This is a genomic window from Streptomyces sp. NBC_01723, assembly GCF_036246005.1.
Lineage (GTDB): Bacteria > Actinomycetota > Actinomycetes > Streptomycetales > Streptomycetaceae > Streptomyces.
In genome coordinates this window covers 1,730,758-1,756,166 of the sequence record NZ_CP109171.1, presented here as the reverse complement: position 1 = coordinate 1,756,166, position 25,409 = coordinate 1,730,758, and the positions used below count along the sequence as shown (strand labels likewise).

The window sequence follows — 25,409 nt, the reverse complement described above, 5'->3', positions numbered from 1 at the left end:
CTCACTCCCCGTCCCTCGGCCGCCTCGGCGGCGCGGGCGGTGGCGGAGGCGGGGGCGGCGGGACCTCGCCCCAACGGCGTGACGGCGGCCGGCCCCCCGGGTGCGGTGGCCGCCGGGGCGCTCCCGGCGGTGGTCGGAGCGGGCCGGCCACGGTGGGGGCGCCGTACACGTCGTCACCCGCCCGGCGGTGTGGGTCGGCGTGCTCTCCGGCGGCACCCTGCCCGTGCCCCGGGTACGGACCCGAGGCGGACACCCCGTACTCGAGGCCACCGGCATCCGGCGCCACCACCCCGGCACCCCGTGCCAGCCACGTCGCCCGCGCCCCCGCCGCCCCGCTCGCCCGCGCCGCCAACGCCCCGGCGGCCCCCGCCCCCGCACCCCACAGGGCGCCCAGCAGCAGGGCCGTGCCGAGGTGGGCGCGCAGGTCGAGGCCGGCGCCGAAGGCATCGATGCCGAGTACCGACAGCGAGGCGTCCACGGACACCCCGCTCAGCCGGGAGAGCAGCGGCAGTGCCGCCCCGGTCACGAGACCGACCCGCAGCGCGCAGCGCGCCACGAAAGCGGGGGAGCGCCCCTCGCCGGGCGCCACGGGCGTCCGTACCGCCGTCAGGACCCCGGCCAGCAACATCATCAGGGCCGCCGCCACCCCCAGCAGCCACACCCGTCCGTCCAGCTCCGCCAGCCGCGCCAGCGTGACCGGCTCGCCCGCGCCCGCGCCCAGCAGGTCGTCCAGCGGAGCGGGGAGAACCCGGGCCAGTTCGCCGGCGGCCCGGCCGTCCCACGGCACGAACAGGCCGACCGGGACGCCGAGCCAGACCCCGTTCGGCGCCCCGAGGAGCGCGGCGCCCGCGATCCGCCGCGGATGGTCGTCGCCGACCGCCGCGTACCCGGCCGCCGCGAGGCCGGCCGCCACCGCGGTCAGGGCCACCGTGACCACGGCGGACACGGCGGGCCGCACCACCCGGTGCACGACCGCGCACCCGCGGGGCAGCGGAGTACGGCGCGAGGCCAGCAGCGCGATCAGCAGGACCCCGGCGGACCAGGCCAGCCCGCCCAGCAGGGTCGGCGCGGTGTCGACGCTGATGCCGACCGCGGCCTCGGCGTCGACGAGGTCACCGATCCGGTCGGGGAGCAGCCCGCCGATGTCACCCACGTCCCCGAGCCCCGGAATGTCCGCGCCACCACCGGCACCACCGGGCAGCGCGTCGATCCCCAGCGCACCGCCGTCGATCGTGATGATGCCGTGACCCGCCCAGACCAGACCGCCCGTCATCGCCACGAACAGGGCGACCACCGCGCCCGCGCGTGCGAGGAGTTCGGCGGGGGAGACCACAACTCCGGCCCCGCGCAGGGAGCGCAGGAAGAAGAACGACAGCAGCAGCGCGCCGACCAGGCTCACGCCCAGTGGCGTGATCTCGATGGCCGAGTACGCCTCCGCCCCCTTCAGCCCGAACGCCGACAGGTCTCCGTCCGGTGTCACCGAACCGCCCGCGCCCAGCGCCACGACCGCCGCCGTCATCGGGCCCGGCGAGCCCGCCGCGTCGGCGTCGAGCAGGTGCAGGCCGAGCGCCGCCGTTCCCGCCATGCCGATCAACGCCCAGCTCACGGCGGCGATCGCGGTCAGCAGGACGTCTCCCCACGGCACCCCGGCGGCATACCCCTCGGACCCGACGCTCGTGCACGCGCTCATGGCAGACCCCCCGATCCGCTGCGCGGCGGAGTTGCCGCGCATGTCCCCCTCGCGTGGATTACCACTCTCCGAGCAGGTTTCAACCCCGTCAACGGGGTCGGTCGAGGGGTGCCTACGCAGTTTTCACAAGGCCCGACTTTCGGTCAGGGGCCCGAGCCTGAAATAGTTCCCCCCGATGTTCGACATCCCTAGACTCCCCGCGACGGGGGTACATCGGGGGACAACTCAGTGGGGCTTGGAGTGCCGGAACTCGTACTGGAATCCAACGGACGGACCTGGACGCTCGATCCGTCCCGGTCATACGCGCTCGGACGCGATCCGCAGGGGGAACTTGTCTTTGACGACGCCAGGGTGTCCTGGCGTCATGCCACGATCACTTTCGACGGCCGCAGTTGGGTCGTAGAGGACCACGGGAGCACCAACGGCACGTTCGTGCACGGGCAGCGGGTCCAGCGGATGGAGCTCGGCGCCGGCAGCGTGCTGAACCTGGGCAACGCGAACGACGGACCGCGCGTCGACCTGACCGGCGTACAGGCCCCGGCCGGAACGCCGCAGGCCCAGCCCCAGCAGACGCCGCAGGTCCAACCCCAGCAGCAGCCGTACGCCGCGCAGGGCGCGAACGCCGGCTGGGCCCAGCAGGCCCCGGCACAGCAGCCGCCGCAGCAGGTCCCGCAGCACGGGCAGCCGCACCAGCAGGCCGGCTGGCAGCAGCAGCCGCAGCAGCAGGCCGCGCCGCACTTCCCCCAGCAGCAGGGCTCCGGTGGCGCGGCGGGGGCGCCGCCGGCCTACGGCGACCGCAGCCCGACCACGTTCCACCAGTTCTCGCTCGGCCGTGTGATGCGCATCGGCCGTGCCCTGGAGAACGAGCTGGTCGTCTCCGACCTCCAGGTCTCCCGCAACCACGCGGAGTTCCACGCGACGCCCGACGGGCGCATGGAGATCCGCGACCTGGGCTCGCACAACGGCACGTACGTCAACGGCCAGCCGATCGCCAAGGGCGGTTCGCAGCTGCTCGGCCCGACCGACATCGTCGGCGTCGGCCACTCGACGTTCCGGATCGTCGGCGACCGGCTCGAGGAGTTCGTCGACACCGGTGAGGTGTCCTTCTCCGCGCGGCACCTGACCGTCACGGTCGACGGCGGCAAGCAGATCCTCAAGGACGTCTCCTTCGGCGTACCGGAGAAGTCGCTGATCGCGGTCATCGGACCGTCCGGCTCCGGCAAGTCGACCCTGCTCAAGGCGCTCACCGGCTACCGGCCGGCCGACCAGGGCGAGGTCCTCTACGACAACCGGAACCTGTACAAGCAGTTCGCCGAGCTGCGCCAGCGCATCGGTCTGGTCCCGCAGGACGACATCCTGCACAAGGAGCTGACCGTCAAGAAGGCCCTCAAGTACGCGGCGAAGCTCCGCTTCCCGGCCGACACCACGGCCGCGGAGCGCAACGCCCGCATCGACGAGGTGCTGCGCGAGCTGAAGCTGGACATCCACAAGGACAAGAAGGTCACGTCCCTCTCCGGTGGCCAGCGCAAGCGCGTCTCCGTCGCCCTGGAGCTGCTCACCAAGCCGTCGCTGATCTTCCTGGACGAGCCGACCTCCGGCCTCGACCCCGGCATGGACCGCGACGTCATGCAGCTGCTGCGCGGGCTGGCCGACGACGGCCGCACGGTCCTCGTCGTCACCCACTCGGTGGCCGAGCTGGCGATCTGCGACAAGCTGCTGGTCATGGCGCCGGGCGGCTCGGTCGCCTACTTCGGCCCGCCCGAGGAGGCGCTGAACTTCTTCGGCTACGACACCTGGGCCGACGTCTTCTCCGCCTTCGAGAACTACCGCGACTACGACTGGGCGGGCCGCTGGAAGGGCTCGCAGCACTACCAGATGTACGCCGCGGACCTCGACGCCGTCGCTCCGCAGTCCGCACCGGTGCCGGCGATGCAGGCGATGAAGCCGCCGAAGCCACAGGGCTGGATGTCGCAGTTCGTCACGCTGGTGCGGCGCTACGTCTCGGTGATCGTCTCCGACAAGGGCTTCCTCGCCCTGATGGTGATCCTGCCGGCCGTGCTCGGCGCGGTGAGCCTGCTGATCGACGCGGACAAGGGCCTGCTGCCCAACCCGGCCAACCCGCAGAGCGGCCGGATCATCCCGAACGGCACCGCCACCACGGTCCTGCTGATCCTCGCGGTGGGCGCCTGCTTCGCCGGCGCCGCCAACTCGGTCCGCGAGCTGATCAAGGAACGGGTGATCTACGAGCGGGAACGCGCGACCGGTCTGTCGCGGTCCGCGTACCTGATGTCCAAGGTCTTCGTGCTCGGCATGATCACCGTGCTGCAGGGTCTGCTGGTCGGTGTGATCGGCTTCGCCAACCGCGAGATCCCCGAAGAGGGCCTGATCCTCGGCGGCGCGACCCTCGTCGAACTGTCACTGCCGATCATGGCGCTGGGCTTCACGTCGATGATGTTCGGCCTGATCATCTCGTCGTTGGTGAAGACCGCCGAGAAGACCATGCCGCTGCTGGTCATGTTCGCGATCATCCAGGTCGTCTTCACCGGCTGCCTCTTCGCGCTGAACGGCGCGGTCGGCGTCAACCAGTTCTCGTACCTGATGCCCTCGCGCTGGGCGGTGGCCGCGGCCGGCGCCACGCTGGACTTCAACAAGATCAGCCCGCCCGAGGAGGGCGCCGGGGCCGATCCGCTGTGGGAGCACACCGTGGCTGCCTGGAGCATGGACATGGCCGCGCTGATCGTCCTCGGTGTGATCTGCGGCTTCTTCGTGGCGCGCTTCCTGCGGCGGCACGAGCCCGAGGTCATGCGCAAGTGACGCGCGACCGCGGATGACCGCGGCGAGACGCCCCGAAGGGCGGCACCCCGTCAGGAGGGTGCCGCCCTTCGGCGTGCGATCGGCGTCCGCGTCGGCGTCGGTCCGAAGAGGTCCGCGCCGACCTCAGTACGCGCTGTCGACGTTGTCCATGGTGCCGTACTTGTCCGCGGCGTAGTTGCACGCGGCGACGATGTTGGCGACCGGGTCCCAGATGTTCTTCGAGGTGCCGGCCACGTGGTAGGCCTCGAAGGTCGGCGGGATGACCTGGAGCAGGCCCTTCGACGGGATGCCGTTGATGGCGTTGATGTCCCAGTCGTTGATGGCCTTCGGGTTGCCGGAGGACTCCCGCATGATGTTGCGGTGGATGCCCTCGTAGGAGCCGGGGATGTCGTGCTTCTTCATGATGGCCCGGGCCTCGCGGATCCAGCCGTCGAGGTTGTTCGGGTAGGACTTCTTGACCTCGGTGCGCTTGGCGGACCGGCTGGCGGCCTCCTTCGCCTCGCGCTTGGCGGCGGCCTTCTTCGCCGCGGCCTTCTCGGCGGCGGCCTTCTTCGCGGCCGCCTCCTTCTTGGCCTCGATGGTGGCGACCTTCTGGCTGGCACTGGCCAGCTGGCCGGTGACGCCGGCGTGGACGTCCTGGATCTGCTTGGTGCTGTACGCCACCTTGGCCGTCGGAGCGGCCTCGCTCGTGGTCGTCTGGCCGCTGGCCGGCACGGCGGTGAGCGCGACGGCGGCGGCGCCGAGCGTGCCGACACCGGCTATGGCGGCCTTCTGGGTGCGGGTCAGGGAACGACTGCGACCACGGGAAAGGATGTTCTTGAGCATGGCGGGATAGACCTCTTCGAATAGCGCGGAGGTCGCTCTCGTCCGGTGGGGACAGGGGTGCTTCCGGCACAAACGCCGCGGGGGAGAACCCACGGCGCTGAGCGACGAGAGCAATTCTTAGCGGCCGCAAAATCCGGAGGCAAAGGTGTGACGTACGATCCGAGGTAGTGGATCAGGGAACGGCGAAACGGGGCAGATTGGACTATCTGCCCCGCTCAAAACGGACGAGTCGTACTCCTACTCCTCTTCGTACGTGACGTGCGCCCTATGCCCGGGCTCACATCGACCCCCCGCCGTTCTCACCGTTGGTTGCTGTCGCAATGCGCTGTGTGAGTGGCTGCGCGGCCCTCTCCTACGGCAGGAGGAGATGCACGTCGCCGAACTCGTGCCACAGGTACCGCCCCCGTACCGCCGCGTCGTACCCGAGGTCGATCGCCGCCCGCCCCGCCACCGCCTCCAGCATCAGCAGATGCGAGGCCTCGGGCTCGTGCAGCCCCGTCAGCAGGCCGTCCACCACCCGCACCCCGCGCTCCGGGGTCACGACCAGATCCGTCCACCCCGCCCGGGCCCGTACGACGCCGTCGCCGCCGGCCGCCGACTCCACCGCCCGCACGGCGGTCGTCCCCACGGCCACCACCCGCCGTCCGGCGGCCCGCGCGGCGTTGATCAGCCGCGCCGACTCCCCGGGCACCGAGAACCGCTCCGGATAGGGCGGCTCGTGCGACTCCGCCGAAGCCACCCCCGTGTGCAGCGTCACGGGCGCGAACTGCACGCCGCGGCTCACCAGCTCCGCCACCAGCCGTGCCGTGAAGGGCCGCGCCGCGCTCGGCATCTCCGCGCTGCCCGTCCCGTCGGGCGTCGCCAGCGCGAACACCGTCTGGTACACGGACAGCGGCTGGTCCCGCTCCGTGTACGAGTAGCGAATGGGCCGCCCGTGCTCCCGCAGCACCGCGGTCACCTCCGCCCCCGACACCCGCGCCCACCACAACCGGTCCCCGCGCGTACTCAGCGGCTCCTCCGCCACCAGCCGCCCACCGCCCGGCAGCCGGACCACCGTCCCCTTCGCCACGCACGCACGCGCGCGCGTGGTGCCCCTCCCGTCCGGCTCCCGAACCTCCACCGCCCACCGGCCGTCGTCCCCGCGCGCGGAGAAGTGCACCACCACGCGCGCGTGGCCGGCCGACCCGTCGACCGCGGCCGCCAGCGTCGGCGACGTGTTGACCACCAGCAGATCACCGGCCCGCAGCAGCCCGAGCAGCTCACCGAACACGTGATGCGACACCTCGGTGCCCCGCGACACCAGCAGCCGTACGCCGTCCCGGTCCAGGCCCGGCCCCCGCTGCTCGGTCGGCACCCGCGCCGACAGTTCCTCCGGCACCGTCAGCGCCACCGTCATGACCGCGCCTCCAGCAGGGCCGGAGCCCCGTAGCGCCCACTGGCCGGCCGCTCGTCCAGCAACCGCAGAAGCGCCGGAACGACACCCACCGGATCGGGCCTCGGATCGTCGTCGTCCGGTACGGCCGCCGCGTACAGGTCCGTGGCCATGTCCCCCGGATCCACCGCCCAGACCCGCAGCCCCGGCTCCTCGACGCCCAGCACCGCCGCCAGCTGGTCCAGCGCCGCCTTGGACGCCCCGTAGCCGCCCCACGTCTCGTACGCCTCGGCCGCCGCGTCCGAGCTGATCGTCAGCACCGCGCCCGCCGGAGCCGCCCGCAGCGCCGGCAGCGCCTCCTGGACCAGGCCGAGCGCGGCCACCACGTTCACCTCCAGGGCCCGTCGCAGCCCGTCCGTCGGCAGCTCCGCCAGCCGCACCAGCGGCTCCGCGCCCAGCGCGCTCGCGTTGCTGACCAGCAGATCCACCCCGCCCAGCCGCCCCGCCTCCGTCACCAGCCCGGTCCGGTGCCAGGGGTCGGTGACGTCCCCGGGCAGCGCCGTCACGCGCGTGCCGTACGCCTCCAGCGCCGCCGCCGTGTCCTTGAGCACCTCAGGGGTCCGGGCGTCCAGCACCAGATCCCAGCCCCGAGCCGCCAACGCCTCGGCGAGCGCTCGGCCCAGCCCCTTCGACGCTCCCGTGATGATCGCGACCGGCATGACACACGTCCCCTCGTCGTCCCCGCCGCCACCCGTCCGGTACGGCGTGATCTCAACGTAGGAACCGGGCCCCACCAGCCGCCTCGGGCACCGGCCCCAACCCGGCAGGGCCCTTCGCCCTAGGGCGGAGGGGCGGGACCTCGGACCTAGGCCCACCGCCCTAGGCGGCGGCCGTCACAGGTCCGATCCCCCTGTCACCCCCCGCCGGTACCGTGAGGACATGAGTCACGGCCCCCGGTCCGGCCTCGCCGCGGTGAGTTCCGCGCTGCTGGCCATGAGCAGGCACCTGGAGGTGCGCGACGTCCTCAAGACGATCGTCGCCTCCGCCCGCGAGCTGCTGGACGCCCAGTACGCCGCCCTCGGTGTCCCCGACGACCACGGCGGCTTCGCCCAGTTCGTGGTCGACGGCGTCAGCGACGAGCAGTGGAAGGCCATCGGCCCCCTCCCGCGCCAGCACGGCATCCTCGCCGCCATGCTCCACGAGGCCACGCCGGAGCGTCTCGCCGACGTCCGCGAGGACCCCCGCTTCGGCGGCTGGCCCTCCGCCCACCCCGACCTCGTCGACTTCCTGGGCCTGCCGATCCGCGACGGCGACGAGATCATCGGCGCCCTCTTCCTGGCCAACAAGCTGTGCCCTGTGAGGGGACACCCCCCACACCCCCCGGGCCCAAAACCTGAAGGCACCTGCGGATTCACGCCGGACGACGAGGAACTGCTCGGCATCCTCGCCCAGCACGCCGCCATCGCCCTCACCAACGCGCGCCTGTACGAACGCAGCCGCGAGCTGACCATCGCCGAGGAGCGCTCCCGCCTCGCCCACGAGCTGCACGACGCGGTCAGCCAGAAGCTCTTCTCACTGCGCCTGACCGCCCAGGCCGCCACCGCCCTGGTCGACCGCGACCCCGCGCGGGCCAAGGGCGAGTTGCAGCAGGTCGCCGCCCTCGCCGCGGAGGCCGCCGACGAGCTGCGCGCCGCCGTCGTGGAGCTGCGCCCCGCCGCCCTGGAGGAGGACGGCCTCGTCGCCACCCTGCGCACCCACATCCAGGTCCTCGACCGCGCCCACACCGCGCGCGTGACCTTCGCCGGACACGGGGTCAGGGCCCTGCCCGCCGCCCAGGAGGAGGCGATGCTGCGCGTCGCCCAGGAGGCGCTGCACAACGCCCTGCGCCACTCCGAGGCGGCGCGCGTCGACGTGACCCTGCACCGGAGGGGCACCGGGGCCGTACTCCGGGTCACCGACGACGGCACCGGCTTCGACCCGCGCACCGTGCGTCGCGCGGGACGCCACCTCGGCCTGGTCTCGATGCGCGACCGGGCCAACGGCACCGGGGGAAGACTCACCGTGCAGTCCGCGCCCGGCAAGGGCACCACGATCGAGATGGAGGTCCCCGGTGGCTGACGCAATCAAGGTGCTGCTCGTCGACGATCACCAGGTGGTCCGCCGGGGCCTGCGCACCTTCCTGGAGGTGCAGGACGACATCGTGGTGGTCGGGGAGGCCGCCGACGGCGCCGAGGGAGTCGACCGCGCCCAGGAACTGAAACCCGACGTGATCCTCATGGACGTCAAGATGCCGGGCATGGACGGCGTCGACGCACTGCGCAGGCTCCGCGAGCTGGACAACCACGCGCGCGTACTGGTCGTCACCAGCTTCACCGAGCAGCGCACCGTCGTCCCGGCCCTGCGCGCGGGCGCGGCGGGTTACGTCTACAAGGACGTCGACCCCGAGGCCCTGGCCGGTGCCATCCGCTCCGTCCACGCCGGCCACATCCTGCTCCAGCCCGAGGTCGCCGGCGCCCTGCTCAGCCAGGACGAGGGCAACTCCGGCCAGGGAAGGGCCGGTTCACTCACGGAGCGCGAGCGGGAGGTGCTGGGTCTGATCGCGGACGGCCGCTCCAACCGGGAGATCGCGCGGGCGCTGGTGCTCTCCGAGAAGACCGTCAAGACCCACGTCTCGAACATCCTGATGAAGCTCGACCTGGCGGACCGCACCCAGGCCGCGCTGTGGGCCGTACGCCACGGCGTGACCGGCTGACGGAAGGTTCCCTTCCGGTCGGAGATTCATACCGTCGTGGGAATGTCCCCCGAATGGCGCATCCTTTGCGGGGGCCGGCCGTTCTCCAGTGCGTGCCGCGGCGACTGCCGCGGCGATCGCAAGGAGGGCTTGTAAGTGAAGAACCTGAAGAAGGCAGCGGCCGTGACGATGGTGGCCGGCGGGCTGATCGCCGCCGGCGCGGGGATGGCCTCCGCCACCGACGGGTCCCAGGCCCACGGCGAGGCCATCGGCTCCCCGGGCGTCGCCTCCGGCAACCTGGTCCAGGCGCCGATCCACATCCCGGTCAACGCCGTCGGCAACAGCGTCAACGTCATCGGCGTCCTGAACCCGGCCTTCGGCAACCTGGGCCTCAACCACTGACCCAGGCAGCACGATGCTCGCGGCCTCCCGGACAGCTGGGAGGCCGATCGGCACCGACCAGCCCGTCCGGCGATTGAGGACGAGGCCGTTCAGGCCGAAAGGGGGGTCTGGGGGCGCAGCCCCCAGGTCGCCCACACCAGCGCCGGGTACAGGGTGAGGACGGTCACCGCATCCCCTGCCCCCGCTCCTCCACAACGGAGTTGTACGCCGCGACCAGCGCCCGCCGAGCCGTCCGCTCCACCGGCCGCAGTGCCTCCCCCCGCGCCGCCATCTCGGACGCGCTCACCGCACCACCGTGACCGTTCTCATACGCGAGCGACACCAGCGCCCCCACCCGCTGCGCCAACTCCAGCACCCGCACCGCCCGCGGCGGATACCCCGGCGCCAGCACCTGGCGACCGCGCTCGGCCCGGGCCCGGTACGCCGCGACCGCCGCCTCCGCCACCGGCCCCGACCCGGCCACGTCCAGCCGCGTCAGCACCTCCGTCGCGTCGCGCAGCGCCTCCGCCAGCTCCCGCTCCGCCTCCCCGAGCGAGGGCACGTCCGCGGGCGGCGCCTCCCGCACCGGCAGGCAGTGCCAGACCACCTCGACGTGCACGTCACCCTCGGGCCCGGCCTCGTGCACCTCGGGCACCAGCCCCACCGCCGCACCGTGACAGACCACGGCCTCCTCCGCCTCCAGCGCCCGCGCGTTGAAGTCCGGCGGCCCGCTCAGGCCCAGCGGATGTCCCGGCGCGGGCAGCGCGACCCGCAGCCCCGTCGCCCCGAGCGCCCGCAGCCGGCCGAGCGCCAGCGTGAGACCGACGGGCGCCGGTTCGCCGGGCAGCCCCTCCACCCGGTGCACCGCGTCCTCCCCGACGATCGCCACCGCGGCGTCATCAGGCGAGACCAATCCGGCAATAAGGGCATTTCCCCAGGCGGCAAGGCGCCCTGCGCGTGGTTCCGAGAGCATGCCCCCACCCTAAGGACCGGACCGATGGAACGGTCATGCCGACCGGTGGCGTAGATTTCCTGGAGGGCCTGCGCCCACCGGCGCGGCGGCCCGAGCCAAGGCGTACGCGACAGCCGAGACCGGCCACAATGCAAGGGGAGACAACGCGCTCATGAGCGATGTTCTGGAGCTTCAGGACGTATCCGTGGTCCGCGAGGGCCGGGCTCTGGTGGACCAGGTCTCCTGGTCGGTGAAGGAGGGCGAACGCTGGGTCATCCTCGGCCCCAACGGCGCAGGCAAGACCACCCTCCTCAATGTCGCGTCCAGCTACCTCTACCCCAGCCAGGGCACCGCCACCATCCTCGGCGAGACGCTCGGCAAGCCCGGCACCGACGTCTTCGAGCTGCGCCCGCGCATCGGCGTGGCCGGCATCGCCATGGCCGACAAGCTGCCCAAGCGCCAGACCGTCCTGCAGACCGTACTGACCGCCGCCTACGGCATGACGGCCGGCTGGCACGAGGACTACGAGGACATCGACGAGCAGCGCGCCCGCGCCTTCCTCGACCGCCTCGGCATGACCGAGTACCTGGAGCGGAAGTTCGGCACCCTCTCGGAGGGCGAGCGCAAGCGCACCCTCATCGCCCGCGCCCTGATGACCGACCCCGAGCTGCTGCTCCTGGACGAGCCGGCCGCCGGCCTCGACCTCGGCGGCCGCGAGGACCTCGTCCGCCGCCTCGGCCGGCTCGCCCGCGACCCCATCGCGCCCTCCATGATCATGGTCACCCACCACGTCGAGGAGATCGCGCCGGGCTTCACCCACGTCCTGATGATCCGTCAGGGCGAGGTCATGGCCGCCGGCCCGCTGGAGCTGGAACTCACCTCCCGCAACCTCTCCCTCTGCTTCGGACTCCCGCTGGTCGTCGAGCAGAACGGCGACCGCTGGACCGCACAGGGCCTTCCGCTGTCCTGACCCGCCCCCCGTGCGCCCTGTCCCCAGCCCACCCGACGGACCTACCATGACCACGTGAACGACATCGACGCATGGGTGTGGTGGCTCGTCGCCGCGGCAGCGCTCGGAATCCCGCTCGTCGTGACCGCGATGCCGGAGTTCGGGATGTTCGCCGTCGGGGCGGTCGCCGCCGCCGTGGCCTCCGGGTTCGGCGCGGACCTCGTCGTCCAGGTCCTCGTCTTCGTCGTCGTATCGGTCGCCCTCATCGCGGTCGTACGGCCCGTCGCCGCCCGGCATCGCTCCCAACAGCCCCAACTGGCCACGGGAGTCGACGCTCTGAAGGGCAGACAGGCCGTCGTCGTGGAGCGGGTCGACGGCTCCGGCGGCCGGATCAAACTCGCCGGCGAGATCTGGTCGGCACGCGCGCTGGACACCGGGCGCGCCTTCGAAGCGGGTGAGGAAGTCGACGTCGTGGACATCGAGGGCGCCACGGCGATCATCATGTGACCCCGCCGCGCACAACTGGCCCGAACGGGCCCCGAGTCGTGCGACGGTCTGTCAGACTCGACCAGCAAGATCCTCAACAGCCGTAAGATCAGCAGACGTCAGGGTCGGAGAAGGGGACGGACAACCACGATGGAACCGGTCATCATCGTTTTGATCATCCTGGTGGTGTTGGTCTTCATCGCCCTGATCAAGACCATCCAGGTCATCCCACAGGCCAGCGCCGCCATCGTCGAGCGCTTCGGCCGCTACACGCGGACCCTGAACGCGGGCCTCAACATCGTGGTCCCGTTCATCGACACCATCCGCAACCGTATCGACCTGCGTGAACAGGTCGTCCCCTTCCCGCCGCAGCCGGTCATCACCCAGGACAACCTGGTCGTCAACATCGACACCGTCATCTACTACCAGGTGACCGACGCCCGCGCCGCGACCTACGAAGTCGCCAGCTACATCCAGGCCATCGAGCAGCTCACCGTCACCACACTGCGCAACATCATCGGCGGCATGGACCTGGAACGGACCCTGACCTCCCGCGAGGAGATCAACGCGGCCCTGCGCGGCGTCCTCGACGAGGCGACCGGCAAGTGGGGCATCCGCGTCAACCGCGTCGAGCTGAAGGCGATCGAACCGCCCACCTCCATCCAGGACTCGATGGAGAAGCAGATGCGCGCCGACCGCGACAAGCGCGCCGCCATCCTCCAGGCCGAAGGTGTCCGGCAGTCCGAGATCCTGCGTGCCGAGGGCGAGAAGCAGTCCCAGATCCTGCGCGCCGAAGGTGAGGCCAAGGCCGCCGCCCTGCGCGCCGAGGGCGAGGCCCAGGCCGTCCGCACGGTCTTCGAGGCCATCCACGCCGGCGACCCGGACCAGAAGCTGCTCTCCTACCAGTACCTCCAGATGCTCCCGAAGATCGCCGAGGGCGACGCCAACAAGCTCTGGATCGTCCCCAGCGAAATCGGCGACGCCCTCAAGGGCCTGTCCGGCGCCATGGGCAACCTCGGCGGCCTGGGCGGCGGCGGAGGCAACGGCGCCCCCAGCGTCCCCGCCCAGGAACGCCGAGAGAAGCCGACGATCGACTGAGGTCGGACACCGTGCCCCGAAAGGGGCGCGGGGCTGTGTCGATAGGCGGCTCCGCCGCGTGGGCGCGACCAGCCCCAGAGGACCCGCACCCGGCATCAAGACCCAGGCCCCGACGGCGCAGCCGTCACGCCGCGTCCAGCACCAACCAGTCCGGCAGCGCCTCAAAGTCGTCCCGAGCCAGCGCCAGCAACATCGCATCGGCGGGCGTCGGCTCGAACGGCTCCCGAAGCAACGGCATCCCCGCCTGCTCCGGCGTCCGGTTCGCCTTGCGGTGATTGTCCTCCGCACAGGAGGCCACCGTGTTCAGCCACGAGTCCTGCCCACCGTGCGACCTCGGCACCACGTGGTCGACGGTCGTCGCCCTCCGGCCGCAGTACGCGCACCGGTTCCGGTCCCGGACCAGCACGCCCCGCCTCGACCAGGGAGCGCGTCTTCGAAAGGGCACCCGTACGTATTGGCAGAGCCTGATCACCCGTGGCGCCGGTATGTCGAGCGCGGCTCCGCGCATCCGCAGTTCGGGGTGGGCCTGCTCGACGACGGCCTTGTCCTGGAGCACCAGAACGACGGCTCGGTTCAACGTCACCGTCGACAACGGCTCGAAGCTCGCGTTCAGCACCAGCGTGTCCCGCATACCAGCCCACCTCCCGTGTGCACCGGCCCACCCCGTGGCGGGCTGGGATCAACTCTGGCCGGGCACGCCGAGATGGACAACGCAATATCCGCTGCTCCAGGGGCGACTATCTCCCCCCGCCACCCCTGGCATTAAAAATGCCCGCCCCTGATCCATTCCAAGACCGGGGGCGGGCAAACGTTCCATGAACGCTCGGAACGCTCAGCTGTCGGCGGGCAGCTCGTACTCACCGATCAGCTGGGCGCGCCCGATCGTGTGGAACCGCAGATTGAAGCCGACGAACGCCGGGCTCGCCTCCGCGTCCGGGCCGAGCTTCTCCTGGTCCACGGCGTACACCGTGAACACGTACCGGTGCGGACCGTCGCCGGGCGGCGGCGCGGCACCGCCGAAGTCCTTGCTGCCGTAGTCGTTGCGCGCCTGTACGGCACCCTGGGGCAGCCCCTCGAAGGTGCCGCTGCCCGCGCCCACCGGCAGCTCGGTCACCGACGCCGGGATGTCGAACACCACCCAGTGCCAGAACCCGCTGCCCGTGGGGGCGTCCGGGTCGTAGCAGGTCACGGCGAAGCTCTTGGTCTCGGCGGGGAAGCCCTCCCACCGCAGCTGCGGAGAGGTGTTGCCGACCGCGTGGACCTGATCGTCCTTGAGCGTCCCGCCCTCCTGGACGTCGTCACTCGTGACCGTGAACGACGGCACGGGCGGGTGGAAGTCATGGGGGAGCGGACGCCGCTTCAGCTCGGTCACCTCGGTACCTCCTGAATGTCTGGTGCAGAGATGACCGAGCCTAGATCCATCAGAACCAGTTGCGCTTGCTGCCGACCTCCGACAGCCACTGGTTGAGGTACGCCGTCCAGTCGGTGCCCTGGTAGTCGTTCAGCCCCACCTTGAAGGAACGGAACGTGTCGCTGCCCTCGCTGAACAGCCCGGGCTTCTTGTCCATCTCGAGCACGACGTCCATGGCCTGCGCGTCGGCCACGAAGCTCAGCTCGACCTGGTTCAGCCCCCGGTACTGCTGCGGCGGGAAGAACTCGATCTCCTGGTAGAAGGGCAGCTGCTGCCGCGTACCCCGGATGTGGCCACGCTCCATGTCGGCGTTCTTGAACCGGAAGCCCAGCCCGATGAACGCGTCAAGGATCGCCTTCTGCGCCGGCAGCGGATGCACGTTGATCGGGTCCAGGTCACCGGAGTCCACGGCACGGGCGATCTCCAGCTCCGTGGTGACGCCGATGTTCATCCCCCGCAGCGACTGTCCGTCGATCATGGTGATCGGCGTCTCCCACGGGATCTCCAGCCCGAACGGCACCGCGTGCACGACACCGGCCTTCAGCTCGAAGGCACCGCCGAGCCGCACCTTGGTGAATTCGACGTCCTGCTTGTACTCCTGGTCGCCGCTCTCCACCTCGACCTTGGCCTGGAGCCCGACGGACAGCCCCTCGATCTCCTGGTCGACGGATCCGCCCTGGATCCGCACCTCGCCCTGGACGACACCCCCCGGTACGACGTTGACCTCATTGAGCACGGTCTCGACCGAAGCCCCGCCGGCCCCCAGGCTCGCGAGCAGCTTCTTGAACGCCATGTCTCTCCTCCAGGCTTGCGTGTGAACCCTTGATCCCTACAAACGCGATCCGGCCGTGGCCGGTTCCGCGTCCCACACCCTGGCAAGCCGGCCGCCCTCTGGCCACCCCGCGCACGGACCCGGCTGCGTTACGCTCGGACGGCATGATCGCGAGCCCTGACCGTACGCCCCTGCCCAGGGAATTCTTCGACCGGCCCGTCCTCGAGGTGGCCCCCGACCTCCTGGGACGCGTCCTCGTGCGCGACACCCCGGACGGTCCGATCGCCCTCCGCCTGACGGAGGTCGAGGCCTACGACGGTCAGAACGACCCCGGCTCCCACGCCTACCGCGGTCGGACCCCCCGCAACGACGTGATGTTCGGCCCGCCCGGACACGTGTACGTGTACTTCACCTATGGCATGTGGTTCTGCATGAACCTGGTGTGCGGTCCCGACGGCACCGCGAGCGCCGTCCTCCTGCGTGCCGGCGAGATCATCGAGGGCGCCGAGCTGGCCCGGACTCGTCGACTCTCCGCCCGCAATGACAAGGAACTGGCCAAAGGACCGGCTCGTTTGGCCACCGCCCTGGGCGTGGACCGAGCCCTGGACGGCACCGACGCGTGCACGACCGAGGACACCCCGCTGCGCATCCTGACCGGCGCCGCCGTGCCCCGCGACCAGGTACGCAACGGTCCGCGGACCGGCGTGGCCGGCGAGGGCGGCGTTCATCCGTGGCGCTACTGGGTCGCCGACGACCCGACGGTCAGCCCGTATCGGGCCCATGTCCCGAAGCGGCGCCGAAGTTGACTCCCCTTTGGGGGGCGCGTAACGTAGCCCGAGCCGCTTGAACCGGTTACGGCATTCGTCAGCAGCCGAGAGCGGCCAACCCACTACCTCCGACTTCCCTCAGCGGGAGCGAGTTCGGCGTGCCCGCATGCCTGAATTCAATCTCGCCGGACCCGATTATGAGTCCGCGAAGGAATCGGCTAACGTAGTGAATGTCGAAAGGCCGAGGGGCGAAAGCCCGAAAGCCCGAGACAAACCCGCCGACCGGGAATCGGACCGAAAAGGATCTGATAGAGTCGGAAACGCAAGACCGAAGGGAAGCGCCCGGAGGAAAGCCCGAGAGGGTGAGTACAAAGGAAGCGTCCGTTCCTTGAGAACTCAACAGCGTGCCAAAAGTCAACGCCAGATATGTTGATACCTCCGGCCTGATCGGTTCATCCGGTTCAGGTTGAGGTTCCTTTGAAATACACACAGCGAGGACGCTGTGGACGGTCGGATTATTCCTTCGACCGTTCCGCTCTCGTGGTGTCACCCGATTACGGGTAAACATTCACGGAGAGTTTGATCCTGGCTCAGGACGAACGCTGGCGGCGTGCTTAACACATGCAAGTCGAACGATGAACCACTTCGGTGGGGATTAGTGGCGAACGGGTGAGTAACACGTGGGCAATCTGCCCTGCACTCTGGGACAAGCCCTGGAAACGGGGTCTAATACCGGATACTGAACCTCGCAGGCATCTGTGAGGGTCGAAAGCTCCGGCGGTGCAGGATGAGCCCGCGGCCTATCAGCTAGTTGGTGAGGTAATGGCTCACCAAGGCGACGACGGGTAGCCGGCCTGAGAGGGCGACCGGCCACACTGGGACTGAGACACGGCCCAGACTCCTACGGGAGGCAGCAGTGGGGAATATTGCACAATGGGCGAAAGCCTGATGCAGCGACGCCGCGTGAGGGATGACGGCCTTCGGGTTGTAAACCTCTTTCAGCAGGGAAGAAGCGAAAGTGACGGTACCTGCAGAAGAAGCGCCGGCTAACTACGTGCCAGCAGCCGCGGTAATACGTAGGGCGCAAGCGTTGTCCGGAATTATTGGGCGTAAAGAGCTCGTAGGCGGCTTGTCACGTCGGTTGTGAAAGCCCGGGGCTTAACCCCGGGTCTGCAGTCGATACGGGCAGGCTAGAGTTCGGTAGGGGAGATCGGAATTCCTGGTGTAGCGGTGAAATGCGCAGATATCAGGAGGAACACCGGTGGCGAAGGCGGATCTCTGGGCCGATACTGACGCTGAGGAGCGAAAGCGTGGGGAGCGAACAGGATTAGATACCCTGGTAGTCCACGCCGTAAACGGTGGGCACTAGGTGTGGGCAACATTCCACGTTGTCCGTGCCGCAGCTAACGCATTAAGTGCCCCGCCTGGGGAGTACGGCCGCAAGGCTAAAACTCAAAGGAATTGACGGGGGCCCGCACAAGCGGCGGAGCATGTGGCTTAATTCGACGCAACGCGAAGAACCTTACCAAGGCTTGACATACACCGGAAACGGCCAGAGATGGTCGCCCCCTTGTGGTCGGTGTACAGGTGGTGCATGGCTGTCGTCAGCTCGTGTCGTGAGATGTTGGGTTAAGTCCCGCAACGAGCGCAACCCTTGTCCCGTGTTGCCAGCAGGCCCTTGTGGTGCTGGGGACTCACGGGAGACCGCCGGGGTCAACTCGGAGGAAGGTGGGGACGACGTCAAGTCATCATGCCCCTTATGTCTTGGGCTGCACACGTGCTACAATGGCCGGTACAATGAGCTGCGATACCGCAAGGTGGAGCGAATCTCAAAAAGCCGGTCTCAGTTCGGATTGGGGTCTGCAACTCGACCCCATGAAGTCGGAGTCGCTAGTAATCGCAGATCAGCATTGCTGCGGTGAATACGTTCCCGGGCCTTGTACACACCGCCCGTCACGTCACGAAAGTCGGTAACACCCGAAGCCGGTGGCCCAACCCCTTGTGGGAGGGAGCTGTCGAAGGTGGGACTGGCGATTGGGACGAAGTCGTAACAAGGTAGCCGTACCGGAAGGTGCGGCTGGATCACCTCCTTTCTAAGGAGCACTTCTTACCAGCCTCTGGCTGGTCAGAGGCCAGCATGCGAGCGAATGTCTCGCACTGGTTGCTCATGGGTGGAACGTTGACTATTCGGTCCGGTTTCGGGCCGGTGGCTGCCAGTACTGCTCTTCGGAGCGTGGAACGCACGATCACCGGACGGGACTTGGCCGGGCACGCTGTTGGGTATCTGAGGGCACGGCCGTATGGCTGGGTCTTCGGTGCCGGCCCCAGTGCACTCGGGATTTCTCCCGGGGTGATGGGTGGTTGGTCGTTGTTTGAGAACTGCACAGTGGACGCGAGCATCTGTGGCCAAGTTTTTAAGGGCGCACGGTGGATGCCTTGGCACCAGGAACCGATGAAGGACGTGGGAGGCCACGATAGTCCCCGGGGAGTCGTCAACCAGGCTTTGATCCGGGGGTTTCCGAATGGGGAAACCCGGCAGTCGTCATGGGCTGTCACCCGCTGCTGAACACATAGGCAGTGTGGAGGGAACGCGGGGAAGTGAAACATCTCAGTACCCGCAGGAAGAGAAAACAACCGTGATTCCGGGAGTAGTGGCGAGCGAAACCGGATGAGGCCAAACCGTATACGTGTGAGACCCGGCAGGGGTTGCGTGTGCGGGGTTGTGGGATCTCTCTTCCACGGTCTGCCGGCCGTGGGACGAGTCAGAAACCGTTGATGTAGGCGAAGGACATGCGAAAGGTCCGGCGTAGAGGGTAAGACCCCCGTAGTCGAAACATCAGCGGCTCGTTTGAGAGACACCCAAGTAGCACGGGGCCCGAGAAATCCCGTGTGAATCTGGCGGGACCACCCGCTAAGCCTAAATATTCCCTGGTGACCGATAGCGGATAGTACCGTGAGGGAATGGTGAAAAGTACCGCGGGAGCGGAGTGAAATAGTACCTGAAACCGTGTGCCTACAAGCCGTGGGAGCGTCGGACATCAAGCTTGCTTGGTGTCTCGTGACTGCGTGCCTTTTGAAGAATGAGCCTGCGAGTTTGCGGTGTGTTGCGAGGTTAACCCGAGTGGGGAAGCCGTAGCGAAAGCGAGTCCGAACAGGGCGATTCAGTAGCACGCTCAAGACCCGAAGCGGAGTGATCTAGCCATGGGCAGGTTGAAGCGGAGGTAAGACTTCGTGGAGGACCGAACCCACCAGGGTTGAAAACCTGGGGGATGACCTGTGGTTAGGGGTGAAAGGCCAATCAAACTCCGTGATAGCTGGTTCTCCCCGAAATGCATTTAGGTGCAGCGTCGTGTGTTTCTTGCCGGAGGTAGAGCACTGGATAGGCGATGGGCCCTACCGGGTTACTGACCTTAGCCAAACTCCGAATGCCGGTAAGTGAGAGCGCGGCAGTGAGACTGTGGGGGATAAGCTCCATGGTCGAGAGGGAAACAGCCCAGAGCATCGACTAAGGCCCCTAAGCGTACGCTAAGTGGGAAAGGATGTGGAGTCGCACAGACAACCAGGAGGTTGGCTTAGAAGCAGCCACCCTTGAAAGAGTGCGTAATAGCTCACTGGTCTAGTGATTCCGCGCCGACAATGTAGCGGGGCTCAAGCGTACCGCCGAAGTCGTGTCATTGCGATATATACCCCCAACGGGGATCGTGATGGGTAGGGGAGCGTCGTGTGCCGGGTGAAGCAGCCGCGGAAGCGAGTTGTGGACGGTTCACGAGTGAGAATGCAGGCATGAGTAGCGATACAAACGTGAGAAACGTTTGCGCCGATTGACTAAGGGTTCCTGGGTCAAGCTGATCTGCCCAGGGTAAGTCGGGACCTAAGGCGAGGCCGACAGGCGTAGTCGATGGATAACCGGTTGATATTCCGGTACCCGCTGTGAAGCGTCAAACATCGAGCATCGTGATGCTAAGGCCGTGAAGCCGCCCTGATCTCTTCGGAGTTGAGGGGAGTGGTGGAGCCGTCGAACCAAGCGGTTAGTAGGTGAGTGATGGGGTGACGCAGGAAGGTAGTCCATCCCGGGCGGTGGTTGTCCCGGGGTAAGGGTGTAGGCCGCAAGGTAGGTAAATCCGCCTTGCATACGGCTGAGACCTGATGCCGAGCCGATTGTGGTGAAGTGGATGATCCTATGCTGTCGAGAAAAGCCTCTAGCGAGTTTCATGGCGGCCCGTACCCTAAACCGACTCAGGTGGTCAGGTAGAGAATACCGAGGCGTTCGGGTGAACTATGGTTAAGGAACTCGGCAAAATGCCCCCGTAACTTCGGGAGAAGGGGGGCCACATCCGGTGACGAGTCTTGCACTCCGAGCTGGGGGTGGCCGCAGAGACCAGCGAGAAGCGACTGTTTACTAAAAACACAGGTCCGTGCGAAGCCGTAAGGCGATGTATACGGACTGACGCCTGCCCGGTGCTGGAACGTTAAGGGGACCGGTTAGCTCCATTTCGGTGGGGCGAAGCTGAGAACTTAAGCGCCAGTAAACGGCGGTGGTAACTATAACCATCCTAAGGTAGCGAAATTCCTTGTCGGGTAAGTTCCGACCTGCACGAATGGCGTAACGACTTCTCGACTGTCTCAACCATAGGCCCGGTGAAATTGCACTACGAGTAAAGATGCTCGTTTCGCGCAGCAGGACGGAAAGACCCCGGGACCTTTACTACAGTTTGATATTGGTGTTCGGTTCGGCTTGTGTAGGATAGCTGGGAGACTTTGAAGCTCACACGCCAGTGTGGGTGGAGTCGTCGTTGAAATACCAGTCTGGTCGTGCTGGATGTCTAACCTGGGTCCGTGATCCGGATCAGGGACAGTGTCTGATGGGTAGTTTAACTGGGGCGGTTGCCTCCTAAAGAGTAACGGAGGCGCCCAAAGGTTCCCTCAGCCTGGTTGGCAATCAGGTGTTGAGTGTAAGTGCACAAGGGAGCTTGACTGTGAGACCGACGGGTCGAGCAGGGACGAAAGTCGGGACTAGTGATCCGGCGGTGGCTTGTGGAAGCGCCGTCGCTCAACGGATAAAAGGTACCCCGGGGATAACAGGCTGATCTTCCCCAAGAGTCCATATCGACGGGATGGTTTGGCACCTCGATGTCGGCTCGTCGCATCCTGGGGCTGGAGTCGGTCCCAAGGGTTGGGCTGTTCGCCCATTAAAGCGGTACGCGAGCTGGGTTTAGAACGTCGTGAGACAGTTCGGTCCCTATCCGCTGTGCGCGTAGGAGTCTTGAGAAGGGCTGTCCCTAGTACGAGAGGACCGGGACGGACGAACCTCTGGTGTGCCAGTTGTCCTGCCAAGGGCATGGCTGGTTGGCTACGTTCGGGAGGGATAACCGCTGAAAGCATCTAAGCGGGAAGCCTGCTTCGAGATGAGGACTCCCACCCCCTTGAGGGGTTAAGGCTCCCAGTAGACGACTGGGTTGATAGGCCGGATCTGGAAGCACCGCAAGGTGTGGAGGTGACCGGTACTAATAGGCCGAGGGCTTGTCCTCAGTTGCTCGCGTCCACTGTGTTAGTTCTGAGGCAACGAACAGTTGCCGGCTTTCGAGCTGAACAGAACAATTGAAGAGTGTGCTTGTTCGCTCGAAACCATTAGGGTTTCGGTGGTCATAGCGTAGGGGAAACGCCCGGTTACATTCCGAACCCGGAAGCTAAGCCTTACAGCGCCGATGGTACTGCAGGGGGGACCCTGTGGGAGAGTAGGACGCCGCCGAACAATATTTGGGAAGGACCCCTGGTCCCCAGCGTTCAGCTGGGGACCAGGGGTCCTTTCGTTTTTCCAGGGCGCACCGGGTACCCGGCTGCGCGAGAATGACTTGCGGTACCGAAGACAGGAGTCACCCGATGTCCACCAACTCTCCCGACGACCGACCGGAGCGCGATCAGCGGCGCCGGGACAGTGGTGACCGCGGCGACCGTGGGGGTCAGCGCGGAGACCGTGGCGGTTTCCGTCGCGACAACGACCGTGACCGCGGCGGGCAGCGTGGTGGCGGCTTCCGCCGTGACGACCGTGACCGCGGGCCGCGTCGCGATGACCGCGATCGGGGCGGTGACCGCGGTTTCCGCCGCGACGACCGTCCCTCGTTCCGCCGCGACGACCGCGGTGACCGTGGCGATCGTCCTGCCTTCCGCCGCGACGACCGCCGAGATGATCGCCGTGACGACCGGCGCGACGATCGCCGTGACGACCGGGGTGACCGTCCCTCGTTCCGTCGCGACGACCGGGGCGGCCAGCGGGGTGGTTTCCGTCGTGACGACCGACGCGATGACCGTCCCTCGTTCCGTCGCGATGACAACCGAGGTGGCGGGCACGGGCGTCGAGACGACCGTGACCGTGGACCGCGTCGTGACGACCGCCGTGATGACCGTCCCGCGTTCCGTCGTGACGACCGCCGTGATGACCGTCCCGCGTTCCGTCGTGACGACCGACGTGATGACCGTCCCGCGTTCCGTCGTGACGACCGACGTGACGACCGTCCCGCGTTCCGACGTGACGACCGACGTGACGACCGTCCCGCGTTCCGCCGTGACGACCGGCGCGACGAGCGCCCCTCGTACCGCCAGGACGACCGGCGCGACGACCGGCGCGACGACCGCCGTGATCGTCCGTCCTACCGTCGGGATGATCGTCGGGATGACCGCCGTGACGACCGCCGTGATGACCGCCCTCCGTTCCGTCGTGACGACCGCGGTGACCGCGGTGACCGTCCCGCCTACCGGCGTGACGACCGGCGTGACGACCGGGGCGACCGTCGCGACGACCGGGGCGACCGGGGTGGCTTCCGTCGGGACGACAACCGTGGGGGCGACCGCGGTGGGTTCCGTGGCCGGGACGACCGCGGTGGGCGTGGGCCCCGTCGGGACGACCGTGGCAGCCGGCCCGGAGGCTTCCGGGGGCGCGACGACCGGCACGGTGGCGGTGGACGCTTCCGTGAGGAGCGGGACCGGGACCGCGAGCCGATCAAGCGCCTGCCGATCCCCGAGGAGGTCACGGGCGACGAGATCGACAAGGACGTACGGCAGGAGCTGCAGAGCCTGCCCAAGACGCTCGCGGAGGACGTCGCCAGGAACCTGGTGATGGTCGCCAGGCTGCTGGACGAGGACCCGGAGGCGGCGTACGGCTACTCCAGGGTGGCCCTGCGGCTGGCGTCCCGTGTCGCCGCCGTACGGGAGGCCGCCGGTTTCGCGGCGTACGCCAACCAGAAGTACAGCGAGGCGCTGGCGGAGTTCCGTGCCGCGCGGCGGATGACGGGGTCCGTGGAGCTGTGGCCGGTGATGGCCGACTGCGAGCGTGGGCTGGGCCGTCCGGAGAAGGCGCTGGACATGGCCGGCACCCCCGAGGTGCACAAGCTGGACAAGGCCGGTCAGGTCGAGATGCGTCTCGTGGCGGCCGGCGCCCGGCGCGACATGGGGCAGCTGGACGCGGCCATCGTGACGCTGCAGAGCCCCGAGCTGGCCTCCAACTCCGTGCAGCCGTGGACCGCGCGGCTGCGGTACGCCTACGCCGACGCGCTGCTGGCCGCGGGCCGTGAGCAGGAGGCGCGGGAGTGGTTCGCGAAGGCCGTGGAGTCGGATCGGGACGGCAGCACGGACGCCTCCGACCGGCTGGCCGAGCTGGACGGCGTGGACTTCGTGGACGCCCTCGACGAAGGTGCGGACGACGCCGGGGAGACCACGGTCGTGCAGGACGAGGCCGAGGACGGCGACAAGGACTGACGCGACATCGAAGGGGCGGGACCGTGCGTACGGTCCCGCCCCTTCCGCGTTACGCGTCGAGTTGGCGCAGCACCAGACCGGAGGCCGGCTTCGGGCCGAACGACGTCGACTTGCGGGGCATCGTGACGCCCTGCCGGGCGAGGTCGCGGACGACCTCCTCGCGGACCGGGTGCATCAGCACGGCCGTACCGCCGTCGCGTTCCGCCTTCTCGACCGTGGCCGCCGTGTCGTGGATGTAGGAGACGTGGGCCGCCGAGTCGTCGGGGATGTGCCAGACGTGGGCGAGGAGCGTGGTGTGCAGGACGGTGGCGTCCAGCGTGCGCCAGGCCTCGGGCCGGTCGGTGGGGACCGTGCGGGCCAGCAGACCGGGTTCGGGGTGGTCCACGAGGTGGAAGGCGCCGTCGCCGGCGAGCAGGAAGGCGTTGCCCGCGTCGGCCGCCTTCGCCAGGGTGTCCAGGGACTCGGCCAGCGGAGTCTCCAGGCGGCGGACCTGGAAGTGGCCGTCCAGGGCGGCGACGGCGTCCCGCACCGGGAGATCGTGCAGCAGGCGGTGGATGGCGCGGACCCGCAGGGGATAGCGGACCGTGTCGACCAGGAGGACCAGGCCGTGGTCCCACGGGCTGGGGGAGGGGTGCTCCGCGCGGAGGGTGCGGTAGGTCGCCCAGCGGTGGTGGCCGTCCGCGATGAGGGCCTGGTGCCCTGCCAGCTCGCCACGGACCCGGGCCACGGCGTCGGGGTCGGTGACCGACCACAGCCGGTGGCGGTAGCCGTCCTCCGTGGTCGTCGCGAGCAGCGGTGGCTGTTCGGCGCTGCGTTCCACGAGGGCGGTCGTGGCCGACGTGGTGTCGTCGCCGCGGTAGGTCAGCAGCAGGGGTTCGAGGTTCGTCCAGGTGGCGCGCATGAGCGCCGCGCGGTCGGCGACGACGTGCGGCATGACGTCCTCGTGCGGCAGGACCACCCGCTCGGCGGGGTCCGACACGCGCAGGGCGCCGATGACGCCGCGTTGCAGGAGGCCGTCGCCGGCGCGCTGTTCGTAGACGTACAGGCCCGGTTCGGGATCGGTGGTCAGGACGCCCTCCGCCAGCCAGCGCCGCAGGGTCTGGGCGGCCTGTTCGTGACGCGCCTCCGGGGTGGCGGCCTGGGGCAGGATCAGGCGGACGATGTTGTGCGGGTCGGCGGACTCCAGGTGCAGCAGGCCGTCGGGGCGGACCACGACGTCGTAGGGCGGGGACGTCACGGCGGCCAGGCTGCCGACCCGGTCGGGGTCGTAGCGGAGGCCTCGGAACGGGGTGAGTTCCAGGCCCCGGTGCGCCGTTGCTTCCGGGTGACCTGCAGTGTTCATCCCGGCATCGTACGTCTGTCGGTGGCATGGGGGATGATCGGGGGAAAGGCGTCGAACGAGGAGCGAT

General features: G+C 68.6%; 19 protein-coding genes and 3 rRNA genes. 12 read left to right on the top strand and 10 right to left on the bottom strand.

All coding sequences use genetic code 11. The features are described 5' to 3' along the window. Position 1: 1 nt before the first annotated feature. A complete protein-coding gene (locus OIE75_RS08345; protein ID WP_329470180.1) occupies positions 2-1,690 on the bottom strand; it encodes a streptophobe family protein in 1,689 nt (562 codons plus the stop codon). Between the two features lie 240 nt (positions 1,691-1,930). Between OIE75_RS08345 and OIE75_RS08340 the strand changes: the two genes are divergently transcribed. Next, positions 1,931-4,504, top strand: a complete 2,574-nt coding sequence (locus OIE75_RS08340; RefSeq protein WP_329470179.1) for an ABC transporter ATP-binding protein/permease — start codon at positions 1,931-1,933, stop codon at positions 4,502-4,504. Positions 4,505-4,627: 123 nt separating this feature from the next. Here the strand turns inward: OIE75_RS08340 and OIE75_RS08335 are convergent, their stop codons facing one another. The 3 genes from OIE75_RS08335 to OIE75_RS08325 form a co-directional block, all read right to left on the bottom strand. After that, positions 4,628-5,329, bottom strand: a complete 702-nt coding sequence (locus OIE75_RS08335; protein ID WP_307010988.1) for a transglycosylase SLT domain-containing protein — start codon at positions 5,327-5,329, stop codon at positions 4,628-4,630. Positions 5,330-5,681: 352 nt separating this feature from the next. After that, positions 5,682-6,725, bottom strand: a complete 1,044-nt coding sequence (locus OIE75_RS08330) for an S-adenosylmethionine:tRNA ribosyltransferase-isomerase (RefSeq protein WP_329470177.1) — start codon at positions 6,723-6,725, stop codon at positions 5,682-5,684. Then, a complete protein-coding gene (locus OIE75_RS08325; protein ID WP_329470176.1) occupies positions 6,722-7,420 on the bottom strand; it encodes an SDR family NAD(P)-dependent oxidoreductase in 699 nt (232 codons plus the stop codon). Before OIE75_RS08325 ends, OIE75_RS08330 begins: the two co-directional genes overlap by 4 nt. A gap of 220 nt (positions 7,421-7,640) precedes the next feature. Between OIE75_RS08325 and OIE75_RS08320 the strand changes: the two genes are divergently transcribed. The 3 genes from OIE75_RS08320 to chpE all read left to right on the top strand — a co-directional run bounded on the left by OIE75_RS08320 (position 7,641) and on the right by chpE (position 9,834). Then, entirely contained in the window at positions 7,641-8,819 is a 1,179-nt protein-coding gene (locus OIE75_RS08320; RefSeq protein WP_329470175.1) for a GAF domain-containing sensor histidine kinase, read from the top strand. Beyond that, positions 8,812-9,453: a response regulator gene (locus OIE75_RS08315; RefSeq protein WP_307010981.1), complete on the top strand. Its 642-nt coding sequence runs from the start codon at positions 8,812-8,814 to the stop codon at positions 9,451-9,453. The genes OIE75_RS08320 and OIE75_RS08315 overlap by 8 nt, the downstream gene beginning before the upstream one ends. Before the next feature lie 135 nt (positions 9,454-9,588). Next, positions 9,589-9,834, top strand: a complete 246-nt coding sequence (gene chpE / locus OIE75_RS08310) for a chaplin ChpE (protein WP_307010980.1) — start codon at positions 9,589-9,591, stop codon at positions 9,832-9,834. Positions 9,835-9,997: 163 nt separating this feature from the next. Here the strand turns inward: chpE and OIE75_RS08305 are convergent, their stop codons facing one another. After that, positions 9,998-10,786, bottom strand: coding sequence for a hypothetical protein (locus OIE75_RS08305; RefSeq protein WP_329470173.1), 789 nt, complete (start codon positions 10,784-10,786; stop codon positions 9,998-10,000). A gap of 151 nt (positions 10,787-10,937) precedes the next feature. On the opposite strand from OIE75_RS08305, the gene OIE75_RS08300 reads away from it, so the two are divergent. The 3 genes from OIE75_RS08300 (at position 10,938) to OIE75_RS08290 (ending at position 13,298) form a co-directional block, all read left to right on the top strand. Next, on the top strand, positions 10,938-11,735 hold the full coding sequence (locus OIE75_RS08300; protein ID WP_307010976.1) for an ABC transporter ATP-binding protein: 798 nt from the start codon (positions 10,938-10,940) through the stop codon (positions 11,733-11,735). 54 nt (positions 11,736-11,789) lie between these two features. Continuing rightward, positions 11,790-12,221 carry an NfeD family protein gene (locus OIE75_RS08295; RefSeq protein ID WP_125494449.1) on the top strand — a complete coding sequence of 144 codons (432 nt, stop codon included), beginning with the start codon at positions 11,790-11,792 and terminating at the stop codon, positions 12,219-12,221. Between the two features lie 129 nt (positions 12,222-12,350). Then, positions 12,351-13,298 carry an SPFH domain-containing protein gene (locus OIE75_RS08290; RefSeq protein ID WP_307010972.1) on the top strand — a complete coding sequence of 316 codons (948 nt, stop codon included), beginning with the start codon at positions 12,351-12,353 and terminating at the stop codon, positions 13,296-13,298. A gap of 124 nt (positions 13,299-13,422) precedes the next feature. On the opposite strand, the gene OIE75_RS08285 is transcribed toward OIE75_RS08290, so the two are convergent. The 3 genes from OIE75_RS08285 to OIE75_RS08275 form a co-directional block, all read right to left on the bottom strand. Beyond that, positions 13,423-13,929 (bottom strand): HNH endonuclease, encoded by a 507-nt coding sequence (locus OIE75_RS08285; RefSeq protein WP_307010971.1) that lies wholly within the window; start codon positions 13,927-13,929, stop codon positions 13,423-13,425. Between the two features lie 201 nt (positions 13,930-14,130). Beyond that, positions 14,131-14,670: a YbhB/YbcL family Raf kinase inhibitor-like protein gene (locus OIE75_RS08280; RefSeq protein WP_329470170.1), complete on the bottom strand. Its 540-nt coding sequence runs from the start codon at positions 14,668-14,670 to the stop codon at positions 14,131-14,133. 49 nt (positions 14,671-14,719) lie between these two features. After that, the gene (locus OIE75_RS08275) at positions 14,720-15,502 is read right to left on the bottom strand and encodes a sporulation protein (RefSeq protein ID WP_329470169.1); all 783 of its coding nucleotides are present in this window, start codon (positions 15,500-15,502) and stop codon (positions 14,720-14,722) included. 143 nt (positions 15,503-15,645) lie between these two features. Here OIE75_RS08275 and OIE75_RS08270 point away from each other — a divergent pair, with 143 nt between their 5' ends. The 4 genes from OIE75_RS08270 to rrf all read left to right on the top strand — a co-directional run bounded on the left by OIE75_RS08270 (position 15,646) and on the right by rrf (position 22,000). Continuing rightward, a complete protein-coding gene (locus OIE75_RS08270; RefSeq protein WP_307010966.1) occupies positions 15,646-16,287 on the top strand; it encodes a DNA-3-methyladenine glycosylase in 642 nt (213 codons plus the stop codon). Between the two features lie 528 nt (positions 16,288-16,815). Then, a 16S ribosomal RNA gene (locus OIE75_RS08265) occupies positions 16,816-18,341 on the top strand. 311 nt (positions 18,342-18,652) lie between these two features. Continuing rightward, positions 18,653-21,776 (top strand): 23S ribosomal RNA (locus tag OIE75_RS08260). Between the two features lie 107 nt (positions 21,777-21,883). Further along, positions 21,884-22,000: ribosomal RNA gene (gene rrf / locus OIE75_RS08255) — 5S ribosomal RNA — on the top strand. Together the 16S, 23S and 5S rRNA genes form the textbook arrangement of a ribosomal RNA operon. A 32-nt stretch (positions 22,001-22,032) precedes the next feature. On the opposite strand, the gene OIE75_RS08250 is transcribed toward rrf, so the two are convergent. Continuing rightward, a complete protein-coding gene (locus tag OIE75_RS08250) occupies positions 22,033-23,196 on the bottom strand; it encodes a hypothetical protein (protein WP_329474169.1) in 1,164 nt (387 codons plus the stop codon). 57 nt (positions 23,197-23,253) lie between these two features. Here OIE75_RS08250 and OIE75_RS08245 point away from each other — a divergent pair, with 57 nt between their 5' ends. Next, on the top strand, positions 23,254-24,000 hold the full coding sequence (locus tag OIE75_RS08245; RefSeq protein WP_307017815.1) for a tetratricopeptide repeat protein: 747 nt from the start codon (positions 23,254-23,256) through the stop codon (positions 23,998-24,000). A 49-nt stretch (positions 24,001-24,049) separates the two neighbouring features. Here OIE75_RS08245 and OIE75_RS08240 read toward each other — a convergent pair whose 3' ends face one another. Then, positions 24,050-25,342: a DUF1015 domain-containing protein gene (locus tag OIE75_RS08240; RefSeq protein ID WP_329470167.1), complete on the bottom strand. Its 1,293-nt coding sequence runs from the start codon at positions 25,340-25,342 to the stop codon at positions 24,050-24,052. Positions 25,343-25,409: the final 67 nt, after the last annotated feature.